The sequence below is a fragment of the Janthinobacterium sp. GW821-FHT03C10 genome (assembly GCF_059420865.1).
Window position 1 is genome coordinate 138,022 of sequence record NZ_JBWKUN010000009.1, and the last position, 26,446, is coordinate 164,467.

The 26,446-nt window shown below is 65.1% G+C and carries 27 protein-coding genes; 9 read left to right on the forward strand and 18 right to left on the reverse strand.

Going from position 1 to position 26,446, the window contains the following annotated elements; genetic code table 11:
* Nucleotides 1-25 precede the first annotated feature (25 nt).
* Entirely contained in the window at nt 26-1,504 is a 1,479-nt protein-coding gene (pdxR, locus tag AC07VH_RS25610) for a MocR-like pyridoxine biosynthesis transcription factor PdxR (protein ID WP_494788812.1), read from the reverse strand.
* 111 nt (nt 1,505-1,615) lie between these two features.
* Here pdxR and AC07VH_RS25615 point away from each other — a divergent pair, with 111 nt between their 5' ends.
* Complete coding sequence (locus AC07VH_RS25615) at nt 1,616-2,077, forward strand: OsmC family protein (RefSeq protein ID WP_494788811.1); 462 nt, start codon at nt 1,616-1,618, stop codon at nt 2,075-2,077.
* Nucleotides 2,078-2,731 (forward strand): FMN-binding negative transcriptional regulator, encoded by a 654-nt coding sequence (locus tag AC07VH_RS25620; RefSeq protein ID WP_494788809.1) that lies wholly within the window; start codon nt 2,078-2,080, stop codon nt 2,729-2,731.
* Here the strand turns inward: AC07VH_RS25620 and AC07VH_RS25625 are convergent.
* From AC07VH_RS25625 to AC07VH_RS25635, 3 genes are all read right to left on the reverse strand, one after another.
* Nucleotides 2,715-3,668, reverse strand: coding sequence for an AEC family transporter (locus AC07VH_RS25625; RefSeq protein WP_494788808.1), 954 nt, complete (start codon nt 3,666-3,668; stop codon nt 2,715-2,717). The two genes, AC07VH_RS25620 and AC07VH_RS25625, sit on opposite strands and share 17 nt — an antisense overlap.
* 99 nt (nt 3,669-3,767) lie before the next feature.
* Nucleotides 3,768-4,205, reverse strand: a complete 438-nt coding sequence (locus tag AC07VH_RS25630; RefSeq protein WP_475417157.1) for a CHRD domain-containing protein — start codon at nt 4,203-4,205, stop codon at nt 3,768-3,770.
* Nucleotides 4,206-4,377: 172 nt separating this feature from the next.
* Nucleotides 4,378-4,935: a winged helix-turn-helix transcriptional regulator gene (locus AC07VH_RS25635; RefSeq protein ID WP_326457457.1), complete on the reverse strand. Its 558-nt coding sequence runs from the start codon at nt 4,933-4,935 to the stop codon at nt 4,378-4,380.
* A gap of 262 nt (nt 4,936-5,197) precedes the next feature.
* Between AC07VH_RS25635 and AC07VH_RS25640 the strand changes: the two genes are divergently transcribed.
* Nucleotides 5,198-5,425, forward strand: coding sequence for a hypothetical protein (locus tag AC07VH_RS25640; protein ID WP_494788807.1), 228 nt, complete (start codon nt 5,198-5,200; stop codon nt 5,423-5,425).
* Here the strand turns inward: AC07VH_RS25640 and AC07VH_RS25645 are convergent.
* The 4 genes from AC07VH_RS25645 to AC07VH_RS25660 form a co-directional block, all read right to left on the reverse strand.
* A complete protein-coding gene (locus AC07VH_RS25645) occupies nt 5,422-6,429 on the reverse strand; it encodes a Csu type fimbrial protein (protein ID WP_475417155.1) in 1,008 nt (335 codons plus the stop codon). The two genes, AC07VH_RS25640 and AC07VH_RS25645, sit on opposite strands and share 4 nt — an antisense overlap.
* Entirely contained in the window at nt 6,429-8,786 is a 2,358-nt protein-coding gene (locus tag AC07VH_RS25650; protein WP_494788806.1) for a fimbria/pilus outer membrane usher protein, read from the reverse strand. The genes AC07VH_RS25645 and AC07VH_RS25650 overlap by 1 nt, the downstream gene beginning before the upstream one ends.
* 64 nt (nt 8,787-8,850) lie before the next feature.
* Entirely contained in the window at nt 8,851-9,579 is a 729-nt protein-coding gene (locus tag AC07VH_RS25655; RefSeq protein ID WP_475417153.1) for a fimbrial biogenesis chaperone, read from the reverse strand.
* A gap of 12 nt (nt 9,580-9,591) precedes the next feature.
* Nucleotides 9,592-10,122 (reverse strand): Csu type fimbrial protein, encoded by a 531-nt coding sequence (locus tag AC07VH_RS25660; protein WP_475417152.1) that lies wholly within the window; start codon nt 10,120-10,122, stop codon nt 9,592-9,594.
* A 349-nt stretch (nt 10,123-10,471) separates the two neighbouring features.
* Between AC07VH_RS25660 and AC07VH_RS25665 the strand changes: the two genes are divergently transcribed.
* Nucleotides 10,472-11,275, forward strand: a complete 804-nt coding sequence (locus AC07VH_RS25665) for a response regulator transcription factor (RefSeq protein WP_494788804.1) — start codon at nt 10,472-10,474, stop codon at nt 11,273-11,275.
* On the opposite strand, the gene AC07VH_RS25670 is transcribed toward AC07VH_RS25665, so the two are convergent.
* Nucleotides 11,272-13,830 carry a TonB-dependent receptor gene (locus AC07VH_RS25670; protein WP_475417150.1) on the reverse strand — a complete coding sequence of 853 codons (2,559 nt, stop codon included), beginning with the start codon at nt 13,828-13,830 and terminating at the stop codon, nt 11,272-11,274. The two genes, AC07VH_RS25665 and AC07VH_RS25670, sit on opposite strands and share 4 nt — an antisense overlap.
* Nucleotides 13,831-14,160: 330 nt before the next feature.
* Nucleotides 14,161-14,751 carry a nicotinamide riboside transporter PnuC gene (gene pnuC, locus AC07VH_RS25675; protein WP_475417149.1) on the reverse strand — a complete coding sequence of 197 codons (591 nt, stop codon included), beginning with the start codon at nt 14,749-14,751 and terminating at the stop codon, nt 14,161-14,163.
* Nucleotides 14,752-14,888: 137 nt separating this feature from the next.
* Between pnuC and AC07VH_RS25680 the strand changes: the two genes are divergently transcribed.
* Nucleotides 14,889-15,650: a substrate-binding periplasmic protein gene (locus AC07VH_RS25680; RefSeq protein WP_475417148.1), complete on the forward strand. Its 762-nt coding sequence runs from the start codon at nt 14,889-14,891 to the stop codon at nt 15,648-15,650.
* A 5-nt stretch (nt 15,651-15,655) separates the two neighbouring features.
* On the opposite strand, the gene AC07VH_RS25685 is transcribed toward AC07VH_RS25680, so the two are convergent.
* Both AC07VH_RS25685 and AC07VH_RS25690 read right to left on the reverse strand, forming a co-directional pair.
* A complete protein-coding gene (locus AC07VH_RS25685; protein ID WP_494788802.1) occupies nt 15,656-16,357 on the reverse strand; it encodes an isochorismatase family protein in 702 nt (233 codons plus the stop codon).
* A gap of 65 nt (nt 16,358-16,422) precedes the next feature.
* On the reverse strand, nt 16,423-17,289 hold the full coding sequence (locus tag AC07VH_RS25690) for a pirin family protein (RefSeq protein WP_494788801.1): 867 nt from the start codon (nt 17,287-17,289) through the stop codon (nt 16,423-16,425).
* Between the two features lie 119 nt (nt 17,290-17,408).
* Between AC07VH_RS25690 and AC07VH_RS25695 the strand changes: the two genes are divergently transcribed.
* Nucleotides 17,409-18,314, forward strand: a complete 906-nt coding sequence (locus AC07VH_RS25695) for a LysR family transcriptional regulator (protein ID WP_494788800.1) — start codon at nt 17,409-17,411, stop codon at nt 18,312-18,314.
* 46 nt (nt 18,315-18,360) lie between these two features.
* Nucleotides 18,361-19,164: a metallophosphoesterase gene (locus AC07VH_RS25700; protein ID WP_494788799.1), complete on the forward strand. Its 804-nt coding sequence runs from the start codon at nt 18,361-18,363 to the stop codon at nt 19,162-19,164.
* Here AC07VH_RS25700 and AC07VH_RS25705 read toward each other — a convergent pair.
* From AC07VH_RS25705 to bla, 3 genes are all read right to left on the reverse strand, one after another.
* A complete protein-coding gene (locus AC07VH_RS25705) occupies nt 19,161-19,334 on the reverse strand; it encodes a hypothetical protein (protein WP_475417143.1) in 174 nt (57 codons plus the stop codon). The genes AC07VH_RS25700 and AC07VH_RS25705 overlap by 4 nt on opposite strands.
* 11 nt (nt 19,335-19,345) lie before the next feature.
* The gene (locus AC07VH_RS25710) at nt 19,346-20,554 is read right to left on the reverse strand and encodes an RtcB family protein (protein ID WP_494788798.1); all 1,209 of its coding nucleotides are present in this window, start codon (nt 20,552-20,554) and stop codon (nt 19,346-19,348) included.
* A gap of 276 nt (nt 20,555-20,830) precedes the next feature.
* Nucleotides 20,831-21,775, reverse strand: a complete 945-nt coding sequence (gene bla, locus AC07VH_RS25715) for a subclass B3 metallo-beta-lactamase (RefSeq protein ID WP_494788797.1) — start codon at nt 21,773-21,775, stop codon at nt 20,831-20,833.
* Nucleotides 21,776-21,913: 138 nt separating this feature from the next.
* Here bla and AC07VH_RS25720 point away from each other — a divergent pair, with 138 nt between their 5' ends.
* The gene (locus AC07VH_RS25720) at nt 21,914-22,717 is read left to right on the forward strand and encodes a metallophosphoesterase family protein (RefSeq protein WP_494788796.1); all 804 of its coding nucleotides are present in this window, start codon (nt 21,914-21,916) and stop codon (nt 22,715-22,717) included.
* On the opposite strand, the gene AC07VH_RS25725 is transcribed toward AC07VH_RS25720, so the two are convergent.
* A complete protein-coding gene (locus tag AC07VH_RS25725) occupies nt 22,714-23,241 on the reverse strand; it encodes a dihydrofolate reductase family protein (RefSeq protein WP_494788794.1) in 528 nt (175 codons plus the stop codon). The two genes, AC07VH_RS25720 and AC07VH_RS25725, sit on opposite strands and share 4 nt — an antisense overlap.
* 41 nt (nt 23,242-23,282) lie before the next feature.
* On the opposite strand from AC07VH_RS25725, the gene AC07VH_RS25730 reads away from it, so the two are divergent.
* Nucleotides 23,283-23,870 carry a TetR/AcrR family transcriptional regulator gene (locus AC07VH_RS25730; protein ID WP_494788793.1) on the forward strand — a complete coding sequence of 196 codons (588 nt, stop codon included), beginning with the start codon at nt 23,283-23,285 and terminating at the stop codon, nt 23,868-23,870.
* A 7-nt stretch (nt 23,871-23,877) separates the two neighbouring features.
* Here the strand turns inward: AC07VH_RS25730 and AC07VH_RS25735 are convergent, their stop codons facing one another.
* Both AC07VH_RS25735 and AC07VH_RS25740 read right to left on the reverse strand, forming a co-directional pair.
* Complete coding sequence (locus AC07VH_RS25735) at nt 23,878-25,356, reverse strand: serine hydrolase domain-containing protein (RefSeq protein WP_494788792.1); 1,479 nt, start codon at nt 25,354-25,356, stop codon at nt 23,878-23,880.
* A gap of 167 nt (nt 25,357-25,523) precedes the next feature.
* Nucleotides 25,524-26,303 (reverse strand): enoyl-CoA hydratase, encoded by a 780-nt coding sequence (locus AC07VH_RS25740; protein ID WP_494788791.1) that lies wholly within the window; start codon nt 26,301-26,303, stop codon nt 25,524-25,526.
* Nucleotides 26,304-26,446 lie beyond the last annotated feature (143 nt).

Genomic DNA, 26,446 nt, shown 5'->3' on the forward strand with positions numbered 1-26,446 from the left:
ATGTGCAGGCAAGTCCCAGTATAGATTATCGGCCGCGCAGGATGCGTCCCAGTTCCTGCAAGCCGTGCGCCATCTCGGCCGGGGGGATGGCGGCAAAGCCCAGCAGCAGCCCGCGCGGCGTGGCGCACTCGGGCCCCGCCGCCGGATCGGCATAGTGGCCCAGCGGGCGCAGTTCGATGCCCCGCGCCAGGCCCGCGCGCGACACCGCTTCTTCATCGTGATCGCCGCGAAAATATGCGCACAGTTCCAGACCGCTGTCGGCCGGACCGCACGCGAGCTGGTCGCCCAGTTCGTTTGCCAGGCCGCGCACCAGCAGGTCGCGCCGCTCGGCATTGCTGTCGCGCGTGCGGCGGATATGCCGGCCGAAGTGGCCCTCGGCGATGAAGTCCGCCAGCGCCATCTGCGGCACGATGGCCGTGTGGCGGTCCATCACGGCCTTGGCCTGCACCAGCGCCTCGGCCAGCGCGGGCGGCGCCACCATGTAACCGAGGCGCAGGCCGGGAAACAGCACTTTCGACAGGGTGCCCACGTACACCACGCAGCCGGCCCGGTCCAGGCTTTGCAGCGACGCCAGCGGCGCGCCCGAGTAGCGGTATTCGCTGTCGTAATCGTCTTCCACCAGCCACGCTTTATTGTGCGCGGCCCAGGCCAGCAAGGCCAGGCGGCGGGGCAAGCTCATGCTCACGCCCAGCGGCATCTGGTGCGACGGCGTCACGTAGGCCAGCTTCGCCTGCGGACAGTGCGCCACGCCGTAGGCCACGTCCAGCCCCTGCGCATCGACGGGGACGGGAAACACGCGCGCGCCGGCCGCGCGCAGGGGGCCGCTGGCGCCCCGGTAGCCGGGCGACTCCATCCAGGCGGCATCGCCGGGCGCCAGCAAAATAGTCGACAGCATGAACAGCGCCTGCTGCGAACCGGACGTGATGACGATCTGCTGTGGCGTGCACTGGACGCCGCGCGAGGCCTTCAGGTACACGCACAGCAGTTCGCGCAGCGGCAGGTAGCCGGCCGGGTCGCTGTAGCCGAACTGGTGGTCGGGGCGGCGCCAGCGGCGCGCTTCCAGGCGGTTCCACACGTCAAATGGAAAATGGTCGATGCGCGGCATGCCGACGCGGAAAGCGCGCAGCGGCCCCCGGTGGAACGCCACCTGGCGCATGGCCGCCACCACGCCCTGCCCGCGCGCCGACAGGGGCCGCAGCAGGCCGGGCGTAGTGGCCGGCGGCACAGGCAGCGGCACCTCGCGGCTGACAAAGGTGCCGCGCCCGACGGCGCCATCAAGGTAGCCTTCGGCCGTCAGCAGCGCATACGCATTGAGCACCGTCTGGCGCGACACGGCCAGCAGGCGGCAAAAATCGCGCGTGGGCGGCAGCTGCATGCCGGGATGCATGCGGCCGTCGAGAATGGCCGCCTTGATGGCCGCATACAGCTGGCGGAACAGCGGTTCGACGGCGCCGCGCTGCAGCGGCAAGGTGGCGATGATCGGGTTCAGGTGGGAAGCTGGCATGGTGGGGTGGGGCTCATGAATTGGTAGCTTCAAGATAGCACTTATTGGCTGTTTTAAATAGCCAAGACTGGCGCTAAGATGGCGCATCCCTTCTACTCTTGCGGAGCACCCATGCATCAGTTTTTCGCCACCGTGGCCTGGCAGCGCGACGGCCAGGATTTCGCCGGCCAGCGCTACAGCCGCGGCCATGAATGGCAGTTCGACGGCGGCCTGACGGTGCCCGCCTCGTCGTCGCCCCTGTCCGTGCCGCTGCCGATGTCGGTGGCGGCAAATATCGACCCGGAAGAGGCGCTGGTGGCCGCCACATCGAGCTGCCACATGCTGTTCTTCCTGTCGCTGGCGGCCCAGCGCGGCTACGTCATCGACGATTACCGCGACGCCGCCGTCGGCGAACTGGGCAAGAATGCACAAGGCCGCCTGGCCATGACGCGCATCGTGCTGCGTCCGCGCATCGCCTTCGCGGGAACGCCGCCCTCGTCCGAGGCGCTGGCCGCCCTGCACCACGATGCGCACGAACGCTGCTACATCGCCAATTCGCTGACGGCCGACGTGGTCGTGCAAGGAGCCCACTGAATGTACACGCCCGCCACCTTCCGCGAAGAGCGCCTCGACGTGCTGCATGGCCTGATCGACAGTCACCCGCTGGGCGCGCTCGTGCGCCACGGTGCCGATGGCCTGTGCGCCGACCATCTGCCGTTCGAGATCGCCGCGCCCACGCCCGAGGCGCCGTTCGGCATCCTGCGCGCCCACGTGGCGCGCGCCAACCCGCTGTGGCGCGCTGCCGGCGGGAGCGACGACGCACTGGTGATCTTCCAGGGGCCGCACGCCTACATCACGCCCGCCTGGTATGCGGAAAAGCAGCGCAGCGGCAAGGAGGTGCCGACCTTTAACTATGCGGTGGTGCACGCGCATGGCCCCCTGCGCGCCATCGACGACGCGGCATGGCTGCTGGGACTGGTGGAGCGGCTGACGGCGCGCCATGAGGCGGATCAAGCCGCGCCGTGGAAGGTGGGCGACGCACCGGCCGGCTACATCGACAAGCTATTGAAAGCCATCGTCGGCATCGAGATTCCCCTCACCCGCATCACGGGAAAATGGAAGCTGGGCCAGAACCGCAGCATGCAGGACCAGGCCAGCATGGCGCATGGCCTGGCGCTGGGCCATCAACCCGGCGCGGCGCAGGCGCTGGGCGCGCTGATCGCCGCCAACGTCACGCCAGCCAGCTGACGGCCGCCGAAAACGTCAGGAACGACAGCGCCGTCGAGACTAAAATGATGCGGGCGATGCGCGCCGTGTTCGCACCGAAGCGTTCCGACAGCAGCGAGACGTTGCTGGCGCTGGGCAGGCACGCCACCAGCACCATGCAGGTCAGCGCGAACGGCTCGAGCGGCGCGCCGAGCGCGATGGCCGCGTGGCCGATGCTCCACACCAGCAGCGGATGCAGCAGCAGTTTTTTCAGCGCCACGGGCACATACTCTCCCAACGGCGCCGGGTCGCTCGTGCTCATCTGCGAACGGGCCAGCACGGCGCCGATGGTAAACAGGGCAACGGGAGAGGCGGCGTCGGCCAGCAAGCCCACCGTCTGCATCAATGGCTTGGGCAAGGCCAGCTCCAGCCATGACGACAGGGCGCCGAGCACGATCGCCCACGGCATCGGGTTGCCCGCCATGCCCTTTATCGCGTTGACGACGGCGGCGCGGCTGCCGTGTGCGCCGCCGCTGCCGATGCGCGACAGGGCGATGCACAGCGAACTGGTGATGAGCATGTCGACGATGATGGTGACGATGACGGGCCCCGAGGAACGGGGGCCGAGCAGGGTCAATAGCAGCGGCACGCCCATGAAGCCCGTGTTCGGGAAGGCCGCCACCAGCGCGCCGAAGGCCGCATTGTTCCAGTCGATGCGGTGGCTCAGGGTCATGGCGGTGGTGACGCCCACCATGATCAGGGCGCACAGCAGGTAGACGCCGAAGACGCTGGCGTCGAGCAGTTGCGCGATGGGCGTGGCGGCGCCGAAGCGGTACAGCATGCACGGCAGCGCGAAGTACAGGACAAAACTGTTCAAGCCGCCGATGGCGGCCAGCGGCAGCAGCGTGCGCCGCACGGCCAGGTAGCCGCACAGCACCAGGGCGAAGAAGGGAAAGGTGATGGCGAGGATGGTCAGCATGCAGCGCCATTGTAGCGCGCCGCACTGGCTGGCCGCCTGGCGCAAAAAAAGGCCGCTCGCGCGGCCCAAGGAGGTTTCGGAGAAAACGCCGGCGGCAGGCTAGGGCTTGAGCTGGGCGCGGATCTCGCCGGCCGGATAGGCGGCGCTGTGCACGTTCACGTACAGGTTGCCGGCCTGGTAGCTCGCATACTGGGGCGGCGTGAGCATGGTGCCGTCCGGCACGGCAAACATGCCGGCGCTGGTCTGCATCAGGGGCACGATGACGGGGCCGTTGGCGCCAGCGGGCGCTTCATGGATATGCGCGACGGTGGCCACCATGCCCGTGTAGCGCACGACGCCGCTGACGCTGCGGTCGTGGCCGACGCGGATATTGCTGCTGCCGCTGGCCATGCTGGTATTGGCCGGCACTTCCTGCGCGCCCGTCAGGGTCACGTCATGGCCGCCCGGGTGATGCGGGCCATGGGAACAGGCGCCCAGCAGGGCGGCCAGCGCCAGCACGCTGGCGGCGCGGCGTACGTGTTGTGGCAATGTGGTCATGGCAGTACTCCTTCAACGGACATCGGGTCACGGATGGCGTCCTGCCCCGCACAACCGGGCCTGCGCCGCACTGGTGTCACGCAAAAAAACTTGCTGTAGCGTGACAATAACGCCATACCGCCGTGCCCGCTTTGCTTTGCGCCAAACTTGCTGCGCGCCTGCCGTCGCGCCCTCAGGCCAGATGCCCTTCCGCCACCCAGCCCCGGTTGGCGGGCGCGGCCTTGGGCTTGGGCGCGATGCCGCTGCTTTTTTCCGCATCGAGGATGATGCTGCGCATGCTGTCGCTGGCGGCAGGCCCGGGCGCGAACGCGTAATACTCGTCATTGATGGGCAAGCCCGTCGTGGCATCGACCAGCACCGGATCGGCGGCCAGGCCCGTGTCGCGGCTGGCGATGACGAGGCTGGCGCCTTCGGGCGCGAAGTTCTCGTTGCCCCAGGCGATAAACGCCAGCAGGACGGGCTTGAAGGCGCGCCCGGACTTGGTCAGCACATAGTCGTAGCGGGGCGGCTTGGCGCAATACAGGCGGCGCGTCATCAAGCCCCCTTCCACCAGGTCGGCGAGGCGGCGCGTCAGGATGGTGGGCGCGATCTTGAGGCTTTTTTCAAATTCGTCGAAACGCGTCTTGCCATAAAACGCTTCGCGCAGGATGAGGATGCTCCACCATTCGCCCACCTTGCCCAGGCTGCGAGCGATCGGGCAAGGCAAATTATTAAAGTTGGTATGTTTCATGACCATCTCCTCACATTGATTCAACACAACAATCGAAAAGTCTTTCAGTTGCAACACGGAAACTTAGTTACTATCACTTTGCAAGCGACCTGCGCACCCCGGCAGCGGCGTGAAAATACGCAAAAACTCACACTTTCCTGTTTCAAGTACAATCATGGCTGGTTCTGCTCTCCCAATCCCGGTGCGAAAAACGGTGTCAGCCGCGCCTTCCAGCGCTGCTGCCCACGCCCGTTTTTCACTCACTGCGTTCACGATGCCCCCTTTGAAGCTTGCCGTACTGCCTGCCCTGTTCGCCCTGTCCCTGTGCCAGACCACCACCGCCGGTACCGTCTCTTCCGCCACGCTCCAGGCCACCTTCGTCGTCCACGAAGCGTGCACGGTCGTCTCGCAGCGCGGCGGCACCCAGGTGCGCTGCCAGCACAACACACCCTATCTGCTGCTCCAGCAGACAACGCCATCGGGCGCCGGCCTCGTCACCGTCACGTTCTAGAAATAAATCGTTGCCGTCACCGTGTCCTTGTAGTCGCCGGGACGCGGCGACACCTGCGCCGGCACGCGGCCGTAAATCGTCAGCGGCACGCTGGCGCCCGTGCCCGTACCCGTCACCATGCTGGTGCCTGCCGTGCCATCGCCCCACAGCGGGCCATCGAGCGTGGCGGACAGCAGGTAGCTGACCTTGTCCGTCGTTACAATGTTTTTCATTTGCCGGTTCGCCACATTGGCCGCCACGCTGCCGCCGTTCAGGGCAATCTGGTACGCATTGTTGTTCACGCAGCGCACGGACAAGGTACTGGTGCTGCGCAAGTTGCCCGTCAGGATGGAAGCGTTCGCGAACGCCATCGGACTGGCCGCGATGGTGCAGTCGTTGACGGCCGTGGCATTCACCGTGAAACCGAAGCTACCGCTGCTGGCCGAGCAACCCTGCAGGTTGATCAGGCCATAGGTCGTGTAGGTGTACGTGCCCACGCCGGCAAAGCTCGACGTATAGACGGTATTCGCGTTGGCGACCGTCGGCACGGCGGCCAGGGCCGTGCCGGCGGGGATCTTGGCGTACACGGTAAAGGTGGTGGAATACGTGCCGGGCGGGGCCAGCAAGCCGGCCGACAGGATCATGCCGAAGGTCGACGGCGCGCCCGCCACGCCGGCGCCGCCCCAGATCTTCGCCGTGGCATACGAATTGTCCACGTACACGTTGTACTCCATGCGATTGGTGCCGTTGCCCAGCTTGCGCGGCAGGGCCGAGGTGGAATTCGTGCCCAGCCCCAGCGAGATGCACACTTGCGCGTTGGGCGTGAGCAACTGTCCCAGGTTCAGCGATGAAAACAGGCAGCTGAAGGTGCCCGTGGCCTGCGCCACGTAATCGGTGCCGGAAATCGGGCTGACGGCGCCGAAATCGATATTCGTCATGCTGACCGTGCAGGTGTCGGCCGCCTGCGCCACGCTGCCCCAGGCGCAGCCCAGCAGCAGGGTCAGCCATAGCAGCAGGCGGCGCATCAGCGGCCCGCCCCGGCGCTGGCGGCGGCTGCGCAACGCAGCGGCCCGATCACGGGCAAGCCGCCCGCCGCCGGGCGCACATAGGCAAACCGCACCGTGCACGCACTGTCGCCCTCGCCGACTTGCAGCTGATTCTGCTCGCGCAGATCGTCGACGAACACCATGCCGTCAAATCCCACCACCGTCTGCTTGCCGCTTTGCACATGCAGCACGGGCAAGCCCGTGGCCAGCGGCTTGCCATCGGCGCCTTGCACGATGACGGTGGCGGCGCTGTAGCGTTCGACGGGAAAGGCCGCCAGCACGCCGGCCAGGTGTTGCGGCACGACATTGATATTGGTCACGGGCACGCGCGCATCGACGTCGAGGTCCTCCGTGGCGATGCTGATCTGGTTATTGCCGTAGGGATTCAAATTCGGCACCAGCAGATAGCCGCTCCCGCCCGTCACGCCGATCTGGCGGTTTTCATGCAGCACAGGAATATTGCCCACGCCGCCAGTGGAGACCAGCGCAAAACCGTTGCCCACCTGGCGCGCCGCCTCGATATGCCCATCCATCAGCACCAGCGCGCCGGCCGCGCCCAGCGAGGAGGCATTGCCCATGCTGCTGCTTTGCGTGCGCGCATTCACGCGGCCGTCATTGCCCAGGTATTCCACTTGCGCCTGCCGGTAGGCATTGCGGCCCACCGTGCCAGCCTGCAAGTTCCAGCCGAAGCCGCCGCCAAAGTCCGCCGCGCGCTGCGCGCTGACGCTGCGGCCGCTTTCGCCGTTTTGCCGGCTGCCGCTCGTGCTGATGGCCAGATTGTTGTCGAAGGCCATGCTCAGGCCGACATAAAAGCCCCGCTTCTCGCGTTGCCGCAAATCCTGGAACAGGCTGGCGTTCAGGAACAGGCCGTGGAACAGGGTCGCCGAATAGCCCAAGGTGGCCAGCTTCGATGGCGGCGCGCCGGGGGTGCGGTAGCCGATATAACTGCTGCTGATGCTGCTTCCCGCCGGCAAAGGCAGGCTCACGGTGACGCGGTCCGCCGCGCGCACGATGGGACTGCCGTCGCGCGAGGCGAGGTCGCCAAACCCGGCGCTGGCGCGCACGCTTTGCACATCGACGCTGAAGCGCGGCCCCACATATTGATACCCGGCGCCCAGCTGCACACCACGGCTGCGGCCGGCGCTGGCCGACAACGAACCGCTGAGCACGCCCGCCTGGCCCAGCCGCACCAGCGCGCCCGCCCCCGCCTGGTACAGGCCGGCAGCCAGTTCCGCATGGCCTTCGATGGTGAAGCTGTCGCTGACGCCATGGCGGCCGGACGCGCTGGCAACCAGTTGCCGCGCGTAGCCGAACAGGCGGCGGCCATAGTCGCGCCGCACGGCGCCCGCCTCGACCGAGTAATCGCTCAAGCCGCCGGCCAGCATGCGCGTATCGACATACAGGGGCAGCACGGTCGTCACGCTGCGCCCCAGGGCATCGCGCGTGATGAGGGTGGCTTGCCCCGCGCCATTGATGCCGGCCACCTGGTTCAGCACGAACGGACCGCTGGGCACGCTGGCCGCATATTGCTGCACGCCATTGACGTACAGGCTCAGCGACGAAGGCACGAGCGCCGTGCCATCGACGGAGGCGACGGGAAACGTCAGCAGGTCGGGGCGCAGCTGGAAATTCTTGCGCCACTGCACGCCGCCCACGCGCACGGCGCGGCTCCAGCTGAGCGACGAGGAAATCAGGTCGCCCACCTGCCACGTTTGCAAGGTTTCGGGGTCGGCATGGCTCCAGAAGGTGTCGAAGCGCATGTACTTGCGCTGGTCCGACCCCAGGTTCACGGTGCCGGTATTGCTGAACACGCCGCTGTCATTGAAATAACGCAAGTCGTTGAAGATGGCGGCGCGCCGCGTGCGGCCCAGTTCCGCATAGGCTTCGTAATTGAGGACGGCACCGGGCGTGACGCGCGATGGCGGCGTCTGCGCCGCCGGGCGCGCGCTGATGCGGTACGGCGCGCGCAAATCGTCCGCCACCTGCAGCGACACGCTCTGGCGCGCCGCATCATAGTCATAGCTGAGTCCGGGAATCGCGTCGAGCGCCACGTCGGCCTGACCGGGTGCGCCCAGGCGCGCGGGGTCCAGCCCCAGCTGCTGCAAGTTCGCCACACTGCTGCGCAAGCCTTTGCCCACCTGGGTAAAGCGCAAGATCAGCCCGGTTGATTCAGCATTCACAGTTACCTCCAGATACAGTTCATTCGGCGCCATCGGATCGCTGGGCAAGCTGGCAGGTCCCGGATCGGCGCCCGTCCCGGCGGCCGCTCCGTCGGCCCTGGCCACCGGTGCCATGGCCAGCAACAGCAACAGCAAGGATGCCCGTGCGCGTCTCATGGTTTAACCCGGTAGCGCCCATGCCCACGACGCGCGGCAAGCCCGCCTGCCATGGCGGCCCGTTTCAAGGTGTCGAATTCGTGGCAACGAGCGCCTTTGCGTTCACGTTGACCGCAATACTCAACGGTCCATCCAGTTCGGCCTCCCTGGCGACGGGCAGGCGCCAGACGCGCATGCGTGCCGCCAGAACATAGCCAAACAGCCCCTTGCTGATGACAAACTCCTTGCCCGCCTGGTTCGTCAACGTCATCGCCCCGATCTGCGCATGGAAATTGCCGCTGTTCTTGACACGCAACATCCACTCGCCCCGCTCGCGAAAGACTTGCCAGTCGAGTATTTCCTTGCCCGGCGCACCGGCCGGCAGCACGAACACGGGCACCGAGTAGCGCAGGCGGATATCGACGCCGCTGCGGCCCGCATCATCCTCGCGGCTGACTTCATCGATGAGCACGCGGTACGTCTTTTCCTGCGCCACGGGGCCCGCCTGGGCGCGCACGAGGCGGATGGTCTGGCGGCTGTTGGCGGCGATTTCGACGATCGGCGGACTGGCCACCAGCTCCTGCGTGGGCGCCAAGGTTTCCTCGCCATCGCGCTGCTCCCAGGCAAACACCCGCACCTGCCCGTAGATGGGCTGGTCGCCGAGGTTTTGCAGATTGATGCCCGCGGCATTCTGTGCGGCGCGCAAATTGAGCGTCACCGGCGAAATCTGCAGATTGGCGCCGTTCGCGCCTGCGGCACAGCAAGCCAGCAGCGCCAGCACGCTTTTCATCAGGGAGGCGGCACGGGCCTTCACGCAGCGCCTGGCTTAAAAGTACACGGTGGCCGTGATGGTCGACTTGTAGGTATCGGGTGCCGGTGTCGCTTGCGGCGGAATATTGCCGTACACCGTGATCGGCTGCGATGAGCCGTTGCCGGTGCCGCCGACGGTATTCGTGCCCTGGGTATCGCCCCACAAGGTGCTGCCGGCCGTCTGGTACAGATTGAATTGCACCGTCCCCAGGTTGCCGCCCGTGCCGCTCATGTAGCGCGTGGTGCCGGTCGAGCCGGTGCCCGAGCCGGCCGTCAAGCCCACGTTATACAGCGTGGTGTTGGTGCAGGTGACATTCACGGTCGTATTGACGTTCACGGCAGTAGCCAGTACACCCTGACTTTGGCCAAAGTCGAGATTGGCCGCCGCGATGGTGCAATTGGCGATGATCTTCAGGGTGACGTCAAAGGTGGTGCTGGCGCTGCCATTCAGATACACGGCGGCGTCGGCGCTACGCGGCAGCAGCGCCGTGGCGGCAACGGCCACGCTGGCAGCGACGATAAGGCGGGGGAAGATAACTCGCAACATGATACCTCCTGATGACGGAACATCATTAATGAGCCCGCCAATATGAGGGGCGTCGAGGATAGTCACGGTATTGCCGGCGTTTTCTCGGGCACGCAAACCAGGACGACAAAATACTTGTGCCGAGAGTCAGGAACCCGGGGACTCCGGCATTTTTTGCGGCATTGGCAAAACAGATTTTTTGGCAATCGACATTGCTTAAAATCAATGCATGAGCGAATTATTGGCGATCTGGGAAATCCGCGCTTCTTCTCGCGGAGAAACATCTTTTGAAATACGCGAAAAGCAGAAAAAAAAGAAAAAGCGAGGCATAATAAGCCACAACTTGCTATTTGGTTAAGTCATCCATGCCATGCCATTGACCAGCGAAACCATCAAAAAGAACATCTTGATCGTGGACGATTCCGCGTTCGAGCAGCGCATGCTGATGGAGCTGCTCAGCGAGCAGCCCTACCGCTTCAGCATCGCCTTCAATGGCTACCAGGGCTACCAGCTGGCATTGGCCACGCATCCCGACCTGATCCTGCTTGACGTGCGCATGCCCGAGATGGATGGCTACACGGCGTGCCGTTTGCTCAAGGCCAATCCCGAGACGGAACAGATTCCCGTGATCTTTCTCAGCGGCGCCGACGCCGCCAAGGAGCGCGTCATGGGCTTGCAGGTGGGCGGCGTCGATTACATTTCGAAGCCGTTCCAGCCGGAAGAACTGGCCGCACGCATCCATATCCACCTGGGATTGATGCGTAAAAGCAACAGTACCTTACCGGCGGCGACCCCGATCGGCGACCGGCAGCAGCATCCGGACCTGGTATTCGTCAATGCCGTCAAACAACTCATCCTCGACAATCTGGGCAGCCTGCCCAACCTGTCCGAAATCGCCCGCAGCGTGGGAACCTACCGCGAAAAGCTCACCCTGATGTTCCGCGAGCAGACGGGCATGACGGTCTTCGCCTTCATCCGCGAAGCGCGCATCGCCCGCGGCGTGGAACTGCTGCAGCAAACGGACATCGACGTGCAGGATATCGCCCTGCTGATCGGCTTTCACAACGCCGGCAATTTCGCCACCGCCTTCCGCGAACGCATGGGCGTCACGCCCAGCGCCTACCGCCAGCGCCTGCATGAGCAGACGGGACAGCGGCAGGCGGCGGGCGGTTAGAACTTGTAGTTGAGCTTGAGCGAGGCAAAGCGGCCGCGCGGATCGGCTTGCGTATAGTCGAAGCCCGAGGCCGAGTAATCCCACGGCGCGCGCTTGTTGGCCAGATTCTGCACGATGAAGGTGACGTTCGCCGCCGGCGTGACTTGCCAGCTGGTGGTCACGTCGAACGTGCTGAAGGCGGCCACCGATTCATCGAGATGCGTATTTTGCGCATAGCTGCCCACGTAGTTCCAGGTGAGCGTGGACGACCATTTTCCCTGTTCCCAGGTGGCCGAGGTGACGCCGCGCCATTTCGGGATGGAGCCGAAATAATTGGTGCCGGCGCCATCGGTGAGCGGCGCGCCGTCCGACAGCGGTTCGGCAAAGCGCAGCACGCGGCTCAGCTGGCCGGCCAGGGTCAGCTTGCCCCAGTCCTTGCCGACGAAGCGCTGGCGCAGGTCCAGGTCGATGCCGGACACTTCGCGCTGACCCTGGTTGCGGTACTGGCGGTACAGGGTCGTGATGCGGCCATCGGCGTCGCGCGTGATCTTCTGCGGCGCCGACGCTTCGTTGGCGAGCGTGGTGGTGGCACTCTCCGTGCCGATCACGCCATCCTGCCTGATGCGGTAGTAATCGAGGCCGATGCTCGAACTGCTGGTGGGCGAGACCACCACGCCCAGGTTCAGGTTGTTCGAGCGTTCCGGACGCAGCGCCGGGTTGGCGATGGTGATGGCCGTCACGCCGCGCGTCTGCGTGGGTGTGACGGGGTCCTTCGGATCGAGCACGCTGACATAGCTGACAGCCGTGCTTTGCGTGATTTCCGGCAAGGATGGCGCGCGGAAGCCGCGCGACACGGTGCCGCGCACCAGCAGCCACGGCGCCGCCTGATAGCGGGCGCTGGCTTTCGGCGAAAACGCATTGCCGAAATCGCTGTAATGGTCGGCGCGGCCCGCCAGGTTGACGGACAGGTCTTTCACCACCGGAACGTTAAATTCGGCAAACAGGGCCGACACGCTGCGCGAGCCGTTGATGATGTTGATCGCCGGGCGCAGCTCGGTGCCGGACAGCACGGCCGTCGAGGTTTGCGAATCCATCTTTTCGCGGCGCCATTGCGCGCCGGCGGCAAAGCCCAGCGGACCGGCCGGCAGCTGCCACAGGTCTTTCGCGGCCGAGAAATCGACGGTGTCGAGCGTCGACTCGGCCGGACGCAGGGTCGACAGGCGCAGGCGGTTGCGTACCGCTTCGCTGTTTTGCGACTGGTCAAAGAAGTTATAGCTGCCGTCGGCCAGCACCTCCTGGAATGCGTAGCGGTTGACGAAATTCTGCACGGTTTCTTCCAGCTTGCTGCTCGAGTGGCCTACGGCCGCATCCCAGTCCCAGCCCGCCAAGGTGCCCTTGACGCCCGCCAGCGCGCGGTAGAACGTCACTTTATCCTGCTTCAGGCGCGGCCCCAGGTCGAACAGGGTGGCCGTGAACGGCAGGGGCGTGGCGCCCGGATTGTTCGGATGGCCGACAGGCAGCACGACGGGAATCGTGTCGAGCGCCTGGGTAGCGTTGTTCCACACGCGCGTGGCATTGTTCACCGTCAATGGCGCACTGAAGGTCTGGTCGGCGCGCGAGTAACTGTGCAGCAGGTCGACATACGCTTCCGTGTCCGCGTTCAATTTAAAGGTGGCGCGCGCGGCCGTGTGCACGCGCTGGATGCCGGGAATCAGGGTTTTATATGGCGACGGGTTATACGCCAGCACTTGTCCCGTCTTGCCGGGCGTGATGTCGCCATAATTAACCAGCTGCAATGGTCCGCGCACGCCGCCCAAGGTCTTCGTCGGGTCCGTGCCCGCATAGTTGGTGATGGCCCAGCCCAGGCTGCCACGCTGCTGGTTGCGGAAGTCCGCATCGCGCATCCACGCCACGTCGCTTTGCTGCAGCTTGTCGCGCTGCTGCGCATCGACCGAGAAGACCAGGCTGTAGCCATCTTCCTCGAGCTTGCCGAAACCCGTCTGCAGCGCCGCGCTCTTTTCATGCTGGCCCGTGCCTTCGGTCGAGCCGCCCCACTGCGCCGTGATGTCCGTGCCCGTGAATTCCTTGTACAGGATGATGTTGACCACGCCGGCCACGGCGTCGGAACCATAGACGGACGAGGCGCCGTCCTTGAGCACCTCGATGCGCTGCACGGCCGCCATCGGCAGGCTGTTCAGGTCGACAAAGGTTTCCTGCAGGTTTTGCGCCGTCGCATAGCTGGCCACGCGCTTGCCATTGACCAGGATCAAGGTATTTTTCTGGCCGATGCCGCGCAACGACAGGCCCGAGGTGCCGGCCGAGAAACTGCCCGTGTATTGTTCGTTGTAGCTGTTGCCGCTGTTGGCGGAGATGGCGCGCAGCACATCCGACACGCTGGTCTTGCCGCCGGCTTTCAATTCCTTGGCCGTGATGACTTGCACGGCGCTGGCGCCCTCCTTTTCGCTGACGCGGATATTCGATCCGGTGACGTTAACGCGCAGCATTTCCTCCTCCGCATGGGCGAAGGCAGGAAAGGCGGCGGCGATGGCAAGACTGATGGCGAGTGGTTTGAACATGGTTTCCTCTTATTGGGATTGCAGCCTTTTCCAGATAAAAAAGGCCGAGCAGGGGCACGCGGGCCGGGTGGGCCTGCGGGCAAAACGACGACGGGGGCGTGAAGGAGTTACAGGATGCGTGGACGGGCACGCACCGGCATCCACTGCGCCATGCATTGCATGGTCAGCTGGTGCCGGGCGGCATAAAAACAGGAAGAAAGACTAAAACGCAACATAAAAGACACCGGTAAGCGGGGAAAGGCCACTATATCCCGGCGTCTTTATGGCGTGAACGAATTAAAAATTGATTGTATATACGATTTGAATCTAAGGACTTGGTCTTTGGCAATATCAAGCGTCGGCCATCGCCTGCGGCGCGGCCGCCGCGCGGCGCGCCTGCACGCCCCACCAGTACCAGGAAATGACGGCATTGACCCAGTACGCCGCATACAGCACGGCGGTCAGGTGCAGGCCGCGGCTGTAGTAGAGGGGCACGGCCACGGTATTGACGAGTAGCCAGAAAGCCCAGGTCTCGATGCGCCGGCTCATCAGCAGAAATTGCGCGATGATGCTAAATACCAACACCGCCGAATCGATGAAGGGCGCGTAGGCATTCGTAAAGCGGTGCAGCAGCATGCCGTAGATCGCCACGGAGGCGATGCCGGCCGGTACCACCCAGGCCAGGCTGCGCCAGCCCGTGCGCGTGATCGGCAACGGCTTGCCGCCCGCGCCGCGCCGCCATTGCAGCCAGCCGATGACGCAGGTGACGATGAAAAACAGCTGCAGCATCACGTCGGCGTACAGATTAACCTGGAAAAACAGCACGGCGAACAGCACGCAGCCGACGATGCCGATCCACCAGGAATGGATATTGTTGCGTCCGGCCAGGATGATGGAAGCGGTCATCAAGACATTGGCGGCGATCTCGAGCGGGGGAGTCAAGCGGATTTCCTTTGAATGAAGGCAGGCCGCCACTATAGCCCATTTGATATCCGCAACCGGCCATGCACTGCTTGACTTTCGTGGCCATTCTGGCAAATTGGCAAACACTACCCCTAGAACCACTGCGGAGATGTTCCATGCGCTTGCGCCACGTGCTGCTTGCGGCCACGCTGCTCGGCAGCGTCCTGCCCGCCCTGGCCTGCCGCATGACGATGGCGCTCGAGCAATGGCCGCCATACCTGTATCGCGACGCCCAAGGCAACTATACGGGGCTGGACCTGGAATTGCTGCGCGCCATCTTCAAGGAAGCGCGCTGCACCTTGCTGACCGTGCCGGAACTGCCCACGGCGCGGCGCCAGCTGCTGTTCCAGAAAGGGGGACTGGACCTGATGCCCGCCGCGTCCGAAACGCCGGAACGCCAGTCCTATGCCCGCTTCTCCCTCTCGTACCGCGATGAAGCCGTCGGCGTCTTCGGCAAGGCCGGCACACCCGCCGCGCAGCGCCATGTCGGCAGCTTCGGCCAGCTGGCGCGCGGCAAGGCCACCCTGCTGGCGCCCAAGGTGGGCTGGTATGGGGCAGACTACGCGGCGGCCCGTCCGGCAATGGAAAAAGACGGCCGCCTGAATACCTTCGGCAGCTTCCAGCAGGGGTTGCGCATGCTCGACGCGGGCCGCGCCGACCTGCTGCTGGGCGACGTGCTGGCCGTGCGCCACGAAGCGCGCCTGCAGGGCGTCGCCCTGACCGCCCTGCCCTTCCTCGCCCTGCGCGCGCCCGTGCACCTGATGCTCAATGCGCACAGCACCAGCACGGCCGACCTGGCGCGCCTGAACGCCGCCATCACGCGCCTGGAACAGCGCGGCGTGCTGGCGGCGATACGCGCCCGCTACGACGCGCCGTAAGGCGCTCAGCCCTTGCTGGCCGCTTCCAGGATTTCCAGCTTCGTCTCGCGGCCATTCTTTTGCACGCCCTGCGCCTTGTCATAGCTTTCGATCAGGGCGCGGTAGGGCGGCACGATGTGGTCCGTCATGATGGCGGCGAAATCCATCGCGTCGGCGCGGTTCCAGGTGCTCATCACTTCAGCCAGCACGGCATACGTGTCGATCGGCACGGCGCCGGCCTGCGCGACGCGCGCCATGGTGATGTCGGTGGCCATCTTCGACCAGTTGCCGGAGGCATCGATGATGGCGAACACCTTGTAGCCGGCCGCCAGCGCGCTGATGGTGGGGAAAGCCATGCACACGCTGGTGAGCGTGCCGGCGATCAGCAGGGTCTTGCGGCCCGTCTTTTCGATGGCCTCGACCCAGGCCGGATTGTCCCAGGCGTTGATCTGGCCCGTGCGCGGGATGTAGACGGCGTCCGGGTTGAAATGGTGGATCTCCGGGATCAAGGGGCCGTTCGGGCCGTCGGGCACGGAAGCGGTGGTGAACGTCGGCATGTTGGCCAGGCGCGACAGCTTGGCCAGCGCCGTCACGTGGCCGCGCAGCACGTGCTGCTCGATGTCGCGCACCAGCTGGAACAAGCCGCTCTGGTGGTCGATCAGCAGCATGACGGCGTCGTCGGGATCGATCATCGGTGGCAAACCTTGGAAATTGGCGGGGGTGCTCATGGTGGTCTCCTGAAAAGCCGTGCCGCGGGATGCGACACGGGTACTGCACAAATTAATGACACAAACTACGTCGCGATACGGGCGAAGCGGCCGCTGTTGAAATCCTCGAACGCCTGCGCGATTTCCGCTTCGGTGTTCATGACGAAGGGACCATGGCCGACGATGGGCTCATCGATCGGCTCGCCGCTCAGCAGCAGCACCACGGCGTCGCTGTTCGCCTCGACGGTGATGCTGTCGCCGTCGCGCCCGAACAGCGCCATCTGCGCTTCGCGCACCACGCTCTCGCCATTCACCAGCACCGTGCCATGCAAAACGATCAGCGCCGTGCTCCAGCCGGCGTGCACCGGCAGCGCCGTCAGCTTGCCCTGGGCCAGGCGCACATCCCACACCCGCATTGGCGAGAACGTGCGGGCCGGGCCATGCTGGCCGGCGAAGTCGCCGGCGATCACGCGCACGGAACCTGCGCCGTCGGGCAGCGCCACCGTGGGAATCGTGTCGCTGGTGATGGCCTGGTAGCCGGGCGCCGTCATCTTGTTTTTCGCCGGCAGGTTCACCCACAGCTGCACCATTTCCAGCGTGCCGCCCGACTGCGTGAAGGCAGGCGAGTGAAACTCTTCATGCAGGATGCCGGCGCCGGCCGTCATCCACTGCACGTCGCCGGGACCGATCACGCCGCCCTGGCCCGTCGAATCGCGGTGCGCCACTTCGCCCTTGTAGACGATGGTCACCGTCTCGAAGCCGCGGTGCGGGTGCGAACCGACGCCGGGCGGACGCGTGCCGGGCGCAAATTCGGCGGGGCCGGCATAGTCGAGCAGCAGGAATGGGCTCAGCTGCCTGCCATGGCCGCTGTACGAAAACATCGAGCGCACGGGAAAACCATCGCCGACCCAGTGCTGGCGCGGTGCGCTGTAGATACCTGTGACTGTGTTCATCTCGATCTCCTGTTCGGGTTTGCATTACGATGGAGACAGGTTACGCTTGCAACGATGAAGGCGGTAGACGGTAAAATATGCCATCAGCGTTCCAAAAATAGAACGATAAAGGAGGCGGCATGCAGGATTTGAACGATTTGTATTACTTTGTGCAGGTGGTCGACCATGGCGGCTTCGCGCCGGCCGGGCGCGCGCTGGGCATGCCGAAGTCCAAACTGAGCCGGCGCATCGCGCTGCTGGAAGAGCGCCTGGGCGCGCGCCTGCTGCAGCGCACGACGCGGCATTTTTCCGTCACCGACGTGGGGCAGACGTTTTACGAGCATTGCAAGGCGATGCTGGTGGAAGCGGAAGCGGCGCAGGAAGCGATCGACCTGACGCGGGCCGCGCCGCGCGGCACGGTGCGCCTGTCCTGCCCCATCGCCCTGCTGCATTCCCTGGTCGCGCCCATGCTGGCCGGCTTCATGCGCGACCATCCGCAGGTGACCCTGCTGCTGGAAGCGAGCAACCGCCGCGTCGACCTGGTGGCCGAAGGCATCGACGTGGCCATCCGCGTGCGCCCGCCGCCGCTGCCCGACAGCGATCTGGTGCTGCGCGTGCTGGCCGAACGCAGCCAGTGCATGGTGGGCAGCCCCCTGCTGTTCGGCGACGCCCCCAGGCCAACCGCGCCAGCCGACCTGGCCGACTGGCCCAGCCTGGCCCTGGGCATGCCGCAACAGCACTACCAGTGGGATTTATACGGCCCCGATGGCGCGCGCGCCCAGCTGCGCCACGTGCCGCGCTTCGTCACGGGCGACATGCTGACCCTGCGCGACGCGGCCGTGGCCGGCGTGGGCGTGGTGCAGCTGCCGACCATGATGATCACCGAACAGGTGGCCAACGGCAGCCTGCTGCCGCTGATGGGACAATGGCGGCCGCAGCGCGAAATCATCCACGCCGTCTTCCCGTCGCGGCGCGGCCTGCTGCCGGCCGTGCGTGCGCTGATCGACTACCTGGCGCACAGCTTCGCCGCGCTGGGGGAGGAGTGACGGTTTTCAGGTACGATGGCGTACTCCCGAATCGTCTGGATACCGCATGCGTTTATTGATTCTGTCGGACCTGCACCATGAGTTATGGCGCGACGAAGCGCCGCAGGGCGACCTCGCGCTCAGCCGCCCCGACGCCGTGATTCTGGCCGGCGACATCGATACGGGTTCACGCGCCGTCGCCTGGGCCGCCACCGCGTTTGCGGGCCTGCCCGTGCTGTACGTGCATGGCAACCACGAAGGCTATGGCCACCACCTCGACAAGGTGCGCCAGGAGCTGCGCGCGGCCTGCGCCGCCACGCCGAACGTGCATTTTCTCGACGCCGATACCCATGTCGTCACCGACCCGGCAGGCAACAGGGTGCGCTTCCTGGGCGCCACCCTGTGGACGGATTTCCGCCTGCTGGGCGACGACACGCGGCAAGCGGCCATGCGCGACGCGGAAGCCGTCATGAACGACTACAAGCGCATCCGCCTGGCCAACATGGGCTTTCGCAAGCTGCGCGCGGCCGACACGGCCATGTTCCACGCGCAGCAAAAAGCCTGGCTGGCGCGCGAACTGGCGCAGCCCTTCGATGGCGAGACCGTCGTCATCAGCCACATGGCGCCGTCGCTGCGCTCGGTCGACGATGCCTACGGCAGCGAGGGCTGCTCGCCCGCCTACGCTTCGCGCCTGGACGACCTGGCCGCGCAGGCGGACCTGTGGGTGCATGGCCACCTCCACGTCTCGCGCGACTACCGCATCGGCCAGTGCCGCGTCGTGGCCAACCCCTGCGGCTACAGGACGCGCAGCGGCACGCCGCAAAATCCCCAGTTCAACCCGAACTTCATCGTCGAACTGGGCACAAACTAATCGTCCGGCTTCAGACGCCCCGCCAGCCATTGCTGCAGGCGGTGCTTGCCGGCCCGCCGCGCCGCGCGCGGCGAGGCCTCCGACTGGTGCGCGCCGGCGCCGCCGCGCAGCCTGGCGGCCGCCGCCAACGGATTACGCGGCTTGGGCGTGGCTTTCACTTTGATCTTCATGGTTGCTCCTTTCAGCCCTTGATGCAGACGACCTGGCGCAAGGTATGCACCACTTCCACCAGGTCGCTCTGGTGCGCCATGACGGCGTCGATATTTTTATAGGCGGCCGGGATCTCGTCGACCACGCCGCCATCCTTGCGGCACTCGATGCCGGCCGTCTGCTCGGCCAGGTCGAAGCGGTTGAAACGGCGCTTCGCCTCGCTGCGGCTCATGCTTCGCCCCGCCCCATGCGAACAAGAACAGAACGATTCCGGCTTGCCCTTGCCGCGCACGATGAAGCTGCGCGCCCCCATGCTGCCGGGGATGATGCCCAGCTCGCCCTGCCGCGCCGAAATGGCGCCCTTGCGCGTCACATACAAATCCTCATTGCCATGCGTTTCGCGCGCGATGTAGTTGTGATGGCAGTTGATCGCTTCGCCCTCCAGCCGGAACGGCGGAGCAAACTTCGCCAGCACGTCGAGCACGCGGCGCATCATTTCACTGCGGTTGAGCAGCGCATAATCCTGCGCCCAGTCCACCGCCTCCACGTAGTCGTCGAAGACCGTGGAACCTTCGCTGAAGTACGCCAGGTCGGCGTCCGGCAGCTGCAGCTGGTGGCGCCGCATGTCCTTCTGCGCGGCAGCGATAAAGTAACGGCCGATCACGTTGCCGATGCCGCGCGAACCCGAATGCAGCATGATCCACACGCGCTGTTCCTCGTCAAGGCAGATTTCGATGAAGTGATTGCCGCCGCCCAGGGTGCCTGCCTGGCAGATCCACGTACGCTCGAACTGGCGCAGCATCTTGGCGATGCCGCGGTGGCGCTCGACGATGCGCGCCAGGCGGTCGCCGAGGGGCCGCACGGCGCGCGCCTGGCGCGAGCCTTGCACGCGGCTCCATTCGTGCTGCTCGAAGCCGACGGGTACTTCCGCTTCGATGGCACTGCGCAGGCGCGCCAGGTTGTCGGGCAGGTCGCTGGCCGTCAGGGTCGTGCGCACTGCATTCATGCCGCAGCCGATGTCGACGCCGACGGCGGCCGGGATGATGGCGCCGCGCGTGGGAATCACGCTGCCGACGGTGGCGCCGATGCCGGCATGCACGTCGGGCATGGCCGCCACATGCGGATGGACGATGGGCAGGCTGGCGATATTGTGCAGCTGGCGCAGCGCCTGCGCGTCGATATCGTCGGTAAAAATATGCACGGGCACCTGGGCGCCGTGCAATGTCTGATGGATGGGCATAACGTCTTCCTTGGTCTTGTCGTTATGCCGGGGCCCCTATGAAACAAAAAACCCCGGCGAGTTTCCTCACCGGGGTTTTGAAGGACACCGGCTCGGGATCGGCAATATGCCGATGGCCCCGAGCGTCATGCACGGGGCTAGTGGTCGTACTTGCTGCCAGCCTGCTCGAACATGGGTTTCCTTTCTTTTGTCTGGTTAATCTGAACTGCGGACGATGATTCTGCATCTTATGCTGCAGTGCGTCAATCCCTTTTCATGGCGAAGACGCCAACGTTGTTATTTTGTCGCAGCCGCTTTTTCCTTCGCGATGCGGGCATCGAGCTTGACTTCATTTTTGGCCGCGTAATTGCGGCACGCCTGCGCATCGATGAAGGGATTCGGCGTGACGCCTTCCAGCAATTGCGTCAGCTTCTGGTCGCCGCCGGAGTGGTCGGGGTGGGCCGAGATCAAAATGTCGCACGGCAGTCTGGCGAAGTCCTGCATGACGCGGCGGAAGGCCGGCGTCAGGTCCGCATGGCGTTCATCGCCCAGGTAATGAAAATCGTCGGCCGCCACCGGCGTGAGGCTGGCGCCGAACACCACGTTCAGGCAGTCCTGACGCTCTGCATCCTCGCACGACACCCAGGTCCAGCTGGTGCTGCCCGGCGTATGCCCGGGCGTGTAGCGCGCCGTGATGGTCACCTCGCCCAGTTGCAGGGTTTCGCCATCGGCGATTTCGCGCACGTTCTCCACGGCCGGCATGGGATCGATTTCACCCGCTTGCGGATCCATGGCGAGCACCGAGCCCGCGCGCAGCGCCTGCGCACCGAGCGGACTGGCGACCACTTGCGCGCCGCTGTCGCGCGCCAGCGCGGCGATGCCGCCCGAATGGTCGAAATGCGCTTCCGTATTCAGGATGAACTTGATGTCTTCCAGGCGAAAGCCCAGCTCGAGGATATGTTCCTTGATGGCGGCCACCGATTGCGGCAGCGCGCCATCGATGAGGATCAAGCCTTCGCGCGTGTCGATCAGCACCACGCTCAAGCCGCCCACGCCCACGTAATACGTGTCGCCGTGGATGCGCGCCGGCTGCTGCGGGCGGTTCCACTGCGCCGCGTAGGGCGAGGCGATCGGCTGTGTCAGGGGATCGATGGCGGGCGCGGCGGCATGCGCGGAAAATGGCAGCGCCAGGGCGGCCAGCACGATGCTGAGCAGGGACTTGGGAAGGAAGAAAGGCGGCATGCGGCTCCAGTAATGAGTGTGCGGTAATAGATGCCACAGGGTAACGTCGCTCCCCCCGCGCGGTCAAGCGGACGGGCGCAGCGACTTGCGCTACGATAGAGGCCCATTCACTGCCGCGCACCCTGCCGCCTTCTTGCCATGCGTTTGCTGATCCTGTCCGACCTGCACCTGGAAGTCTGGGGTGATGACACACCCGCCATCAACCTTGCCGCCAGCCGCCCCGACGTGGTGATCCTGGCCGGCGACATCGACACGGGCAGCCATGCCATCGCTTGGGCCGCGCGCACCTTCGGCGCCCTGCCCGTGCTGTACGTGCACGGCAATCATGAGGGTTATGGCCACCAGCTCGAACACATGCAGGACGCCGTGCGCGACGCCTGCGCCAGCGCCAATGCGCACGGTGCCGATATCCGCCTGCTCGACGGCGATGCCGTGACGCTCGATGGCGTGCGCTTCCTCGGCGTCACGCTGTGGACGGATTTTTTACTCTTCGGCGCGGAGCGCCGGGAAGAAGCGCTCAACGCGGCGCAAGCCTACATGCCCGACTACAAGCGCATCAGCACGGGCGGCGATGCGCCGCGCCTGCTGTGCGCCAGCGACACGGCGCAGCTGCACGCGCAGCACCGCTCGTGGCTGGAACGGCAGCTGGCGCAGCCGTTCGATGGCAAGACGGTCGTCATCACGCACATGGCGCCATCGATGCTGTCGGTGGAGGAACAGTACGCAACGAACCTCGGCTCGCCCGCCTTCGCCTCGCAGCTGGACGAGCTGGTGGCGCAGGCGGATCTGTGGGTGCATGGCCACATGCACGCCTCGCTCGACTATCGGATAGGCGCGTGCCGCGTCGTCTGCAACCCCTGCGGCTACAAGCGCCCCGATGGCACGCCGGAAAACGAGCGTTTTGACACAGGCTTCATCGTCGAAATCGCCAGCGCGGTTTAATTTTTTCGATAGCGCAGCTGCACCACGCCGCTGGGCAGCTGGCGCGTGTCGTCCAGGCGCCAGCCGCTGCGCGGCAAGCCGTCCTCGAACAGGCGCACGCCCTTGCCCAGCACCACGGGCAGCATGGACAGGGTCAGGCTGTCGACGACGCCCTCGCGCAAGCCGGCGCGGATGACGGCGCCGCCATCGAGATACACGTGGCGGCAGCCCTCCCCGGCCAGCGCCTCCAGTACCGCCCCTACGCTGCCTTCGCGGCGCTGCTCGCCATGGCGCGGCGCGAAATCGCGGTGGCTCAATACCACCACGCGCTTGCCCGCATACGGCCACGGCTCGAACCCCAGCACGGCGTCATACGTGGTGCGGCCGATCAGCAGCGTATCGACCTGCGCCATCAAGGCCGTGTAGCCGGTGGCCTCGGGCGAGTCGGGCGCCAGCTCGGCCAGCCAGGACAGGTCGCCGTTTTCTCCCGCGATGCAGCCATCGATGCTGATGCCGAGAAAAACGCTGACGAAAGGTTTTTGCATGGATGTTCCTTCAATTAATTCTACGGTGTAGAATTATGCCCATGAAATCCCAAAAACTTCAAGCTGTACCCGATCTGGCACGCCGCCCTGGCCGTCCGCGCCGCGCCGCGCCCGCGCTGGACAACGCCGCCATCCTGCAGGCGGCCCTGGCCCTGCTGGAAGAGCAAGGCGAAGCGTTTTCCATGCGCGCGCTGGCGCAGCGGCTGGGCGTCGATGCCATGGCCCTGTATCACTATTACGCGGGAAAAGAGGAATTATTGCTGGCCTTGATGGCGCAGCGTTTTGCCGCGCTCGATCCGCGCCAGCCGCCGTTTACACGGCGCCAAACGCCCCAGCGCCGCCTGTTCGCGCTGTGCGCGCTGTACCTGGAACTGGTCAGCGCCACGCCGTATTTCGTGCGCCTGATGGCGCGCGGCCTGGTCACGCAAGCCGACGTGGCCGAGCGCTTTGCGGCGCTGTTCGAGCTGGCCCTGGAGGGCCTTGAGCTGGACAAAAAAACCCGGCTGCGCGGGCGCGACGCCATCGTCGATTTCCTGCACGGCTATGCGCTGGCGGGCAGGCCGGCCGGCGAGACGCAATGGCACGCGTCGGTCGGCCTGCTGCTGGCGGGCATGCGCGCAGGATGCTGATCGCGCCTCAGGGCGCCTGCAGCACGCGCAGCCGTTCGCTGGCATGGCTATTGTCGGCATTGAGCGCCAGCGATTTACCGTAATTGAGGATCGCACCTTGCCTGTCGCCGGCCTGCTCGAGGATTTCCGCCAGGCTGTCGTAGGCATTCCAGCTCGACGGGTGCAGGCTGGCATTCAGGCGCAGGACGGCCTCGGCTTGCGGCAGCTGCTGCTGGCCGCTTAGCTTGTAGCCCCACACGTTCAGCGCATCCTCGTCCGGCAGCGCTTGCGCATCGCGCGCCCGGAGTTCGGCCCACGCCTGCGGCGCTTGTGCGTAGCCGCGCTGCAGCAGCATCTTGCGCAAAGGCAAAACTGCCGGTGGCAGGCCAAAGCCCGTCGACGGATGCATGGCCGGCACGTAGAAGCCGGCGATTTCATCGATGAACAGTTCCGGATTGACGCCTTGCAAATTAGTTAACACCACCACCGACAGATCGTCTTCGGGATACACGAAGAACGCGGAGCGCATGCCGCCGATGGGGCCAGCCGCGCGGTGTTCGCCGCGCACCGTCACAGGCCAGCCCAGCGCTGAACCGTTCAACAGCGCATTCGGCCCCTGTGTCTTGCCGTTGTTCAGCACATACGGGTTCCACATGGCTTGCAGGCTGGACTTGTCCTTCAGAAGCTTGCCGCCTTGCAGGGCGAGCAGCCACTGCGCGATATCGCCCGAGGTAGAGAGGATGCCGGCGGCTGGGCGGAAATACGCGGGGAAGGTGACGTAGGCGGTAGCCAGCCGAGTACCCGCCAGCCACTTGCCGCCCTCGTTACGCGAATAGGTGTAGGAGCCGGCGGAATGCGCGACCACATCGCTGGAATCGCCGAAACGCGTGTGCTTCAGGCCAGCCGGCCTGAACTGGTGGTTTTCCACGAACTGCACGAAGGACTCACCGCTGAGCTTTTCGATGATCTTGCCAACCAGAACATAGCCAGTCTGGTTGTAGCTGTAGCGCTCTCCCGGCACGAATTCGAACGGCAGCATCTTGACCTTGCTCCAGGACAGCGCTTCATTCTCGCCACCCAGCAGGTTTTCCTGCTCGTCGATAATGTTGGGCAAACCCGAAGTGTGCGTCATCAACTGGCGTATGGTCAGCGCGCGCCAGGACGGCGGCAAGTCGTCCAGGTACAGCGAGATGGGGTCGGCAAGCCTGAGCTTGCCCGCCTCGACCAGCTGCATGACAGCCACGCCAGTAAACGCCTTGGTACAGGAATTGATCGAGAAAACGCTCTCGTTAGTGGCCGGCACGCCGTGTTCCACATTGGCCGTCCCCAGGGCGGCCAGTTCGACAACCTTGCCGCGCTGGATGACTGCCACTTGCAGGGCAGGAATCCGCTGCAGTGCCATCTGTTGCCGGAGATAGTCCATCACCTGGGCCGACGTCCCTTGCGCAGCTTGCGCCCAAGTGGGCAAGGCCAGGCACAGTCCGCTGATCAGCGCTACCAGTTTCATGTTGTCTCCGTTCGCATTGGCGGGCGCCAGGCATGCAAGGGGGAGCGTGGAACGCCTCGGCACCTACCTTAGCGGATTATGCAATTTTGCGAAACAGAAATATCAATCTGCTTTCAAGTAAAAACAGGCGCCCCGCAGGACGCCTGTTGCGCTGACCATACCCAGGTTCAGGCAAACTTCTTGAAATCCGGCTTCCTCTTTTCAAAGAAGGCCGTAAACGCTTCCTTCGCTTCCGCGCCGCCCAGCATGGCGCTGAACAGCTTGTTTTCGTCGGCGATGGCCGCCTTCATCGGTTCCATGCGGCTTTGCTTCATCAGGCGCTTGGTGGCGCGGATCGACGCGGCTGGCAATGCCACCAGCTTGGCGGCCTGGCCTTGCGCGAAGGTCATCAGGTCATACAGGGGCACGACTTTCGACACGAGACCCATTTCCAGCGCTTCGCTGGCGGGGAAGGACTCGCCCAGCATCAGCTTTTCCGCCGCGCGCGGGTAGCCGGCCAGTTGCGTGAGCAGCAGGCTGGAACCGAATTCCGGGCACAGGCCCAGCTGCGTGAACGGCATCGAGAAGCCGGCGTTGTCGGCCGCATACACGAGGTCGCAGTGCATCAGCAAGGTCGTGCCGATGCCGATGGCGGGGCCGGAGACGGCCGCCACCACGGGCTTGCTGCTGCCATACAGGGCGCGCATGAACTGGAATACGGGACGGTCATGGTCGAGCGAGCCATCCTTCGGGCGCGCCGTCTTCATGAAGTCGTCGAGGTCGTTTCCGGCCGTGAAAATCTCGCGCTTGCCGCAGATCAGGATGGCGCGTACTGCATCGTCCGTCTCGGCCGCCACCAGCGCGTCGGCCAGGGTCTGGTACATGGCGCCCGTGATCGCATTCTTGCGTTCCAGGCGGTTGAATTCCAGGGTCAGGATGCCCTCGCTCTTGCTGCACAAAATATCCATGTCGTCTCCAAAAAGATAAAGGGCGCCGAGGTATCCCCAGCGCCCAAGTTTTGACTAATCTTATCTGACCACTGACGTCACGACGCCTGGCAGAAGCGTAGCGAGCGGCAGCGAGTTGTGGCCGGGACGCGCAACTGTGCGAA

What these genes read in the sequence shown, in the direction of transcription:
- pdxR (WP_494788812.1), bottom strand. Translation starts at nt 1,504, where the DNA reads ATGCCAGCTTCCCACCTGAACCCGATCATCGCCACCTTGCCGCTGCAG.
- AC07VH_RS25615 (WP_494788811.1), top strand. Translation starts at nt 1,616, where the DNA reads ATGCATCAGTTTTTCGCCACCGTGGCCTGGCAGCGCGACGGCCAGGAT.
- AC07VH_RS25620 (WP_494788809.1), top strand. Translation starts at nt 2,078, where the DNA reads ATGTACACGCCCGCCACCTTCCGCGAAGAGCGCCTCGACGTGCTGCAT.
- AC07VH_RS25625 (WP_494788808.1), bottom strand. Translation starts at nt 3,668, where the DNA reads ATGCTGACCATCCTCGCCATCACCTTTCCCTTCTTCGCCCTGGTGCTG.
- AC07VH_RS25630 (WP_475417157.1), bottom strand. Translation starts at nt 4,205, where the DNA reads ATGACCACATTGCCACAACACGTACGCCGCGCCGCCAGCGTGCTGGCG.
- AC07VH_RS25635 (WP_326457457.1), bottom strand. Translation starts at nt 4,935, where the DNA reads ATGAAACATACCAACTTTAATAATTTGCCTTGCCCGATCGCTCGCAGC.
- AC07VH_RS25645 (WP_475417155.1), bottom strand. Translation starts at nt 6,429, where the DNA reads ATGCGCCGCCTGCTGCTATGGCTGACCCTGCTGCTGGGCTGCGCCTGG.
- AC07VH_RS25650 (WP_494788806.1), bottom strand. Translation starts at nt 8,786, where the DNA reads ATGAGACGCGCACGGGCATCCTTGCTGTTGCTGTTGCTGGCCATGGCA.
- AC07VH_RS25660 (WP_475417152.1), bottom strand. Translation starts at nt 10,122, where the DNA reads ATGTTGCGAGTTATCTTCCCCCGCCTTATCGTCGCTGCCAGCGTGGCC.
- AC07VH_RS25665 (WP_494788804.1), top strand. Translation starts at nt 10,472, where the DNA reads ATGCCATTGACCAGCGAAACCATCAAAAAGAACATCTTGATCGTGGAC.
- AC07VH_RS25670 (WP_475417150.1), bottom strand. Translation starts at nt 13,830, where the DNA reads ATGTTCAAACCACTCGCCATCAGTCTTGCCATCGCCGCCGCCTTTCCT.
- AC07VH_RS25680 (WP_475417148.1), top strand. Translation starts at nt 14,889, where the DNA reads ATGCGCTTGCGCCACGTGCTGCTTGCGGCCACGCTGCTCGGCAGCGTC.
- AC07VH_RS25685 (WP_494788802.1), bottom strand. Translation starts at nt 16,357, where the DNA reads ATGAGCACCCCCGCCAATTTCCAAGGTTTGCCACCGATGATCGATCCC.
- AC07VH_RS25690 (WP_494788801.1), bottom strand. Translation starts at nt 17,289, where the DNA reads ATGAACACAGTCACAGGTATCTACAGCGCACCGCGCCAGCACTGGGTC.
- AC07VH_RS25695 (WP_494788800.1), top strand. Translation starts at nt 17,409, where the DNA reads ATGCAGGATTTGAACGATTTGTATTACTTTGTGCAGGTGGTCGACCAT.
- AC07VH_RS25700 (WP_494788799.1), top strand. Translation starts at nt 18,361, where the DNA reads ATGCGTTTATTGATTCTGTCGGACCTGCACCATGAGTTATGGCGCGAC.
- AC07VH_RS25705 (WP_475417143.1), bottom strand. Translation starts at nt 19,334, where the DNA reads ATGAAGATCAAAGTGAAAGCCACGCCCAAGCCGCGTAATCCGTTGGCG.
- AC07VH_RS25710 (WP_494788798.1), bottom strand. Translation starts at nt 20,554, where the DNA reads ATGCCCATCCATCAGACATTGCACGGCGCCCAGGTGCCCGTGCATATT.
- bla (WP_494788797.1), bottom strand. Translation starts at nt 21,775, where the DNA reads ATGCCGCCTTTCTTCCTTCCCAAGTCCCTGCTCAGCATCGTGCTGGCC.
- AC07VH_RS25720 (WP_494788796.1), top strand. Translation starts at nt 21,914, where the DNA reads ATGCGTTTGCTGATCCTGTCCGACCTGCACCTGGAAGTCTGGGGTGAT.
- AC07VH_RS25725 (WP_494788794.1), bottom strand. Translation starts at nt 23,241, where the DNA reads ATGCAAAAACCTTTCGTCAGCGTTTTTCTCGGCATCAGCATCGATGGC.
- AC07VH_RS25730 (WP_494788793.1), top strand. Translation starts at nt 23,283, where the DNA reads ATGAAATCCCAAAAACTTCAAGCTGTACCCGATCTGGCACGCCGCCCT.
- AC07VH_RS25735 (WP_494788792.1), bottom strand. Translation starts at nt 25,356, where the DNA reads ATGAAACTGGTAGCGCTGATCAGCGGACTGTGCCTGGCCTTGCCCACT.
- AC07VH_RS25740 (WP_494788791.1), bottom strand. Translation starts at nt 26,303, where the DNA reads ATGGATATTTTGTGCAGCAAGAGCGAGGGCATCCTGACCCTGGAATTC.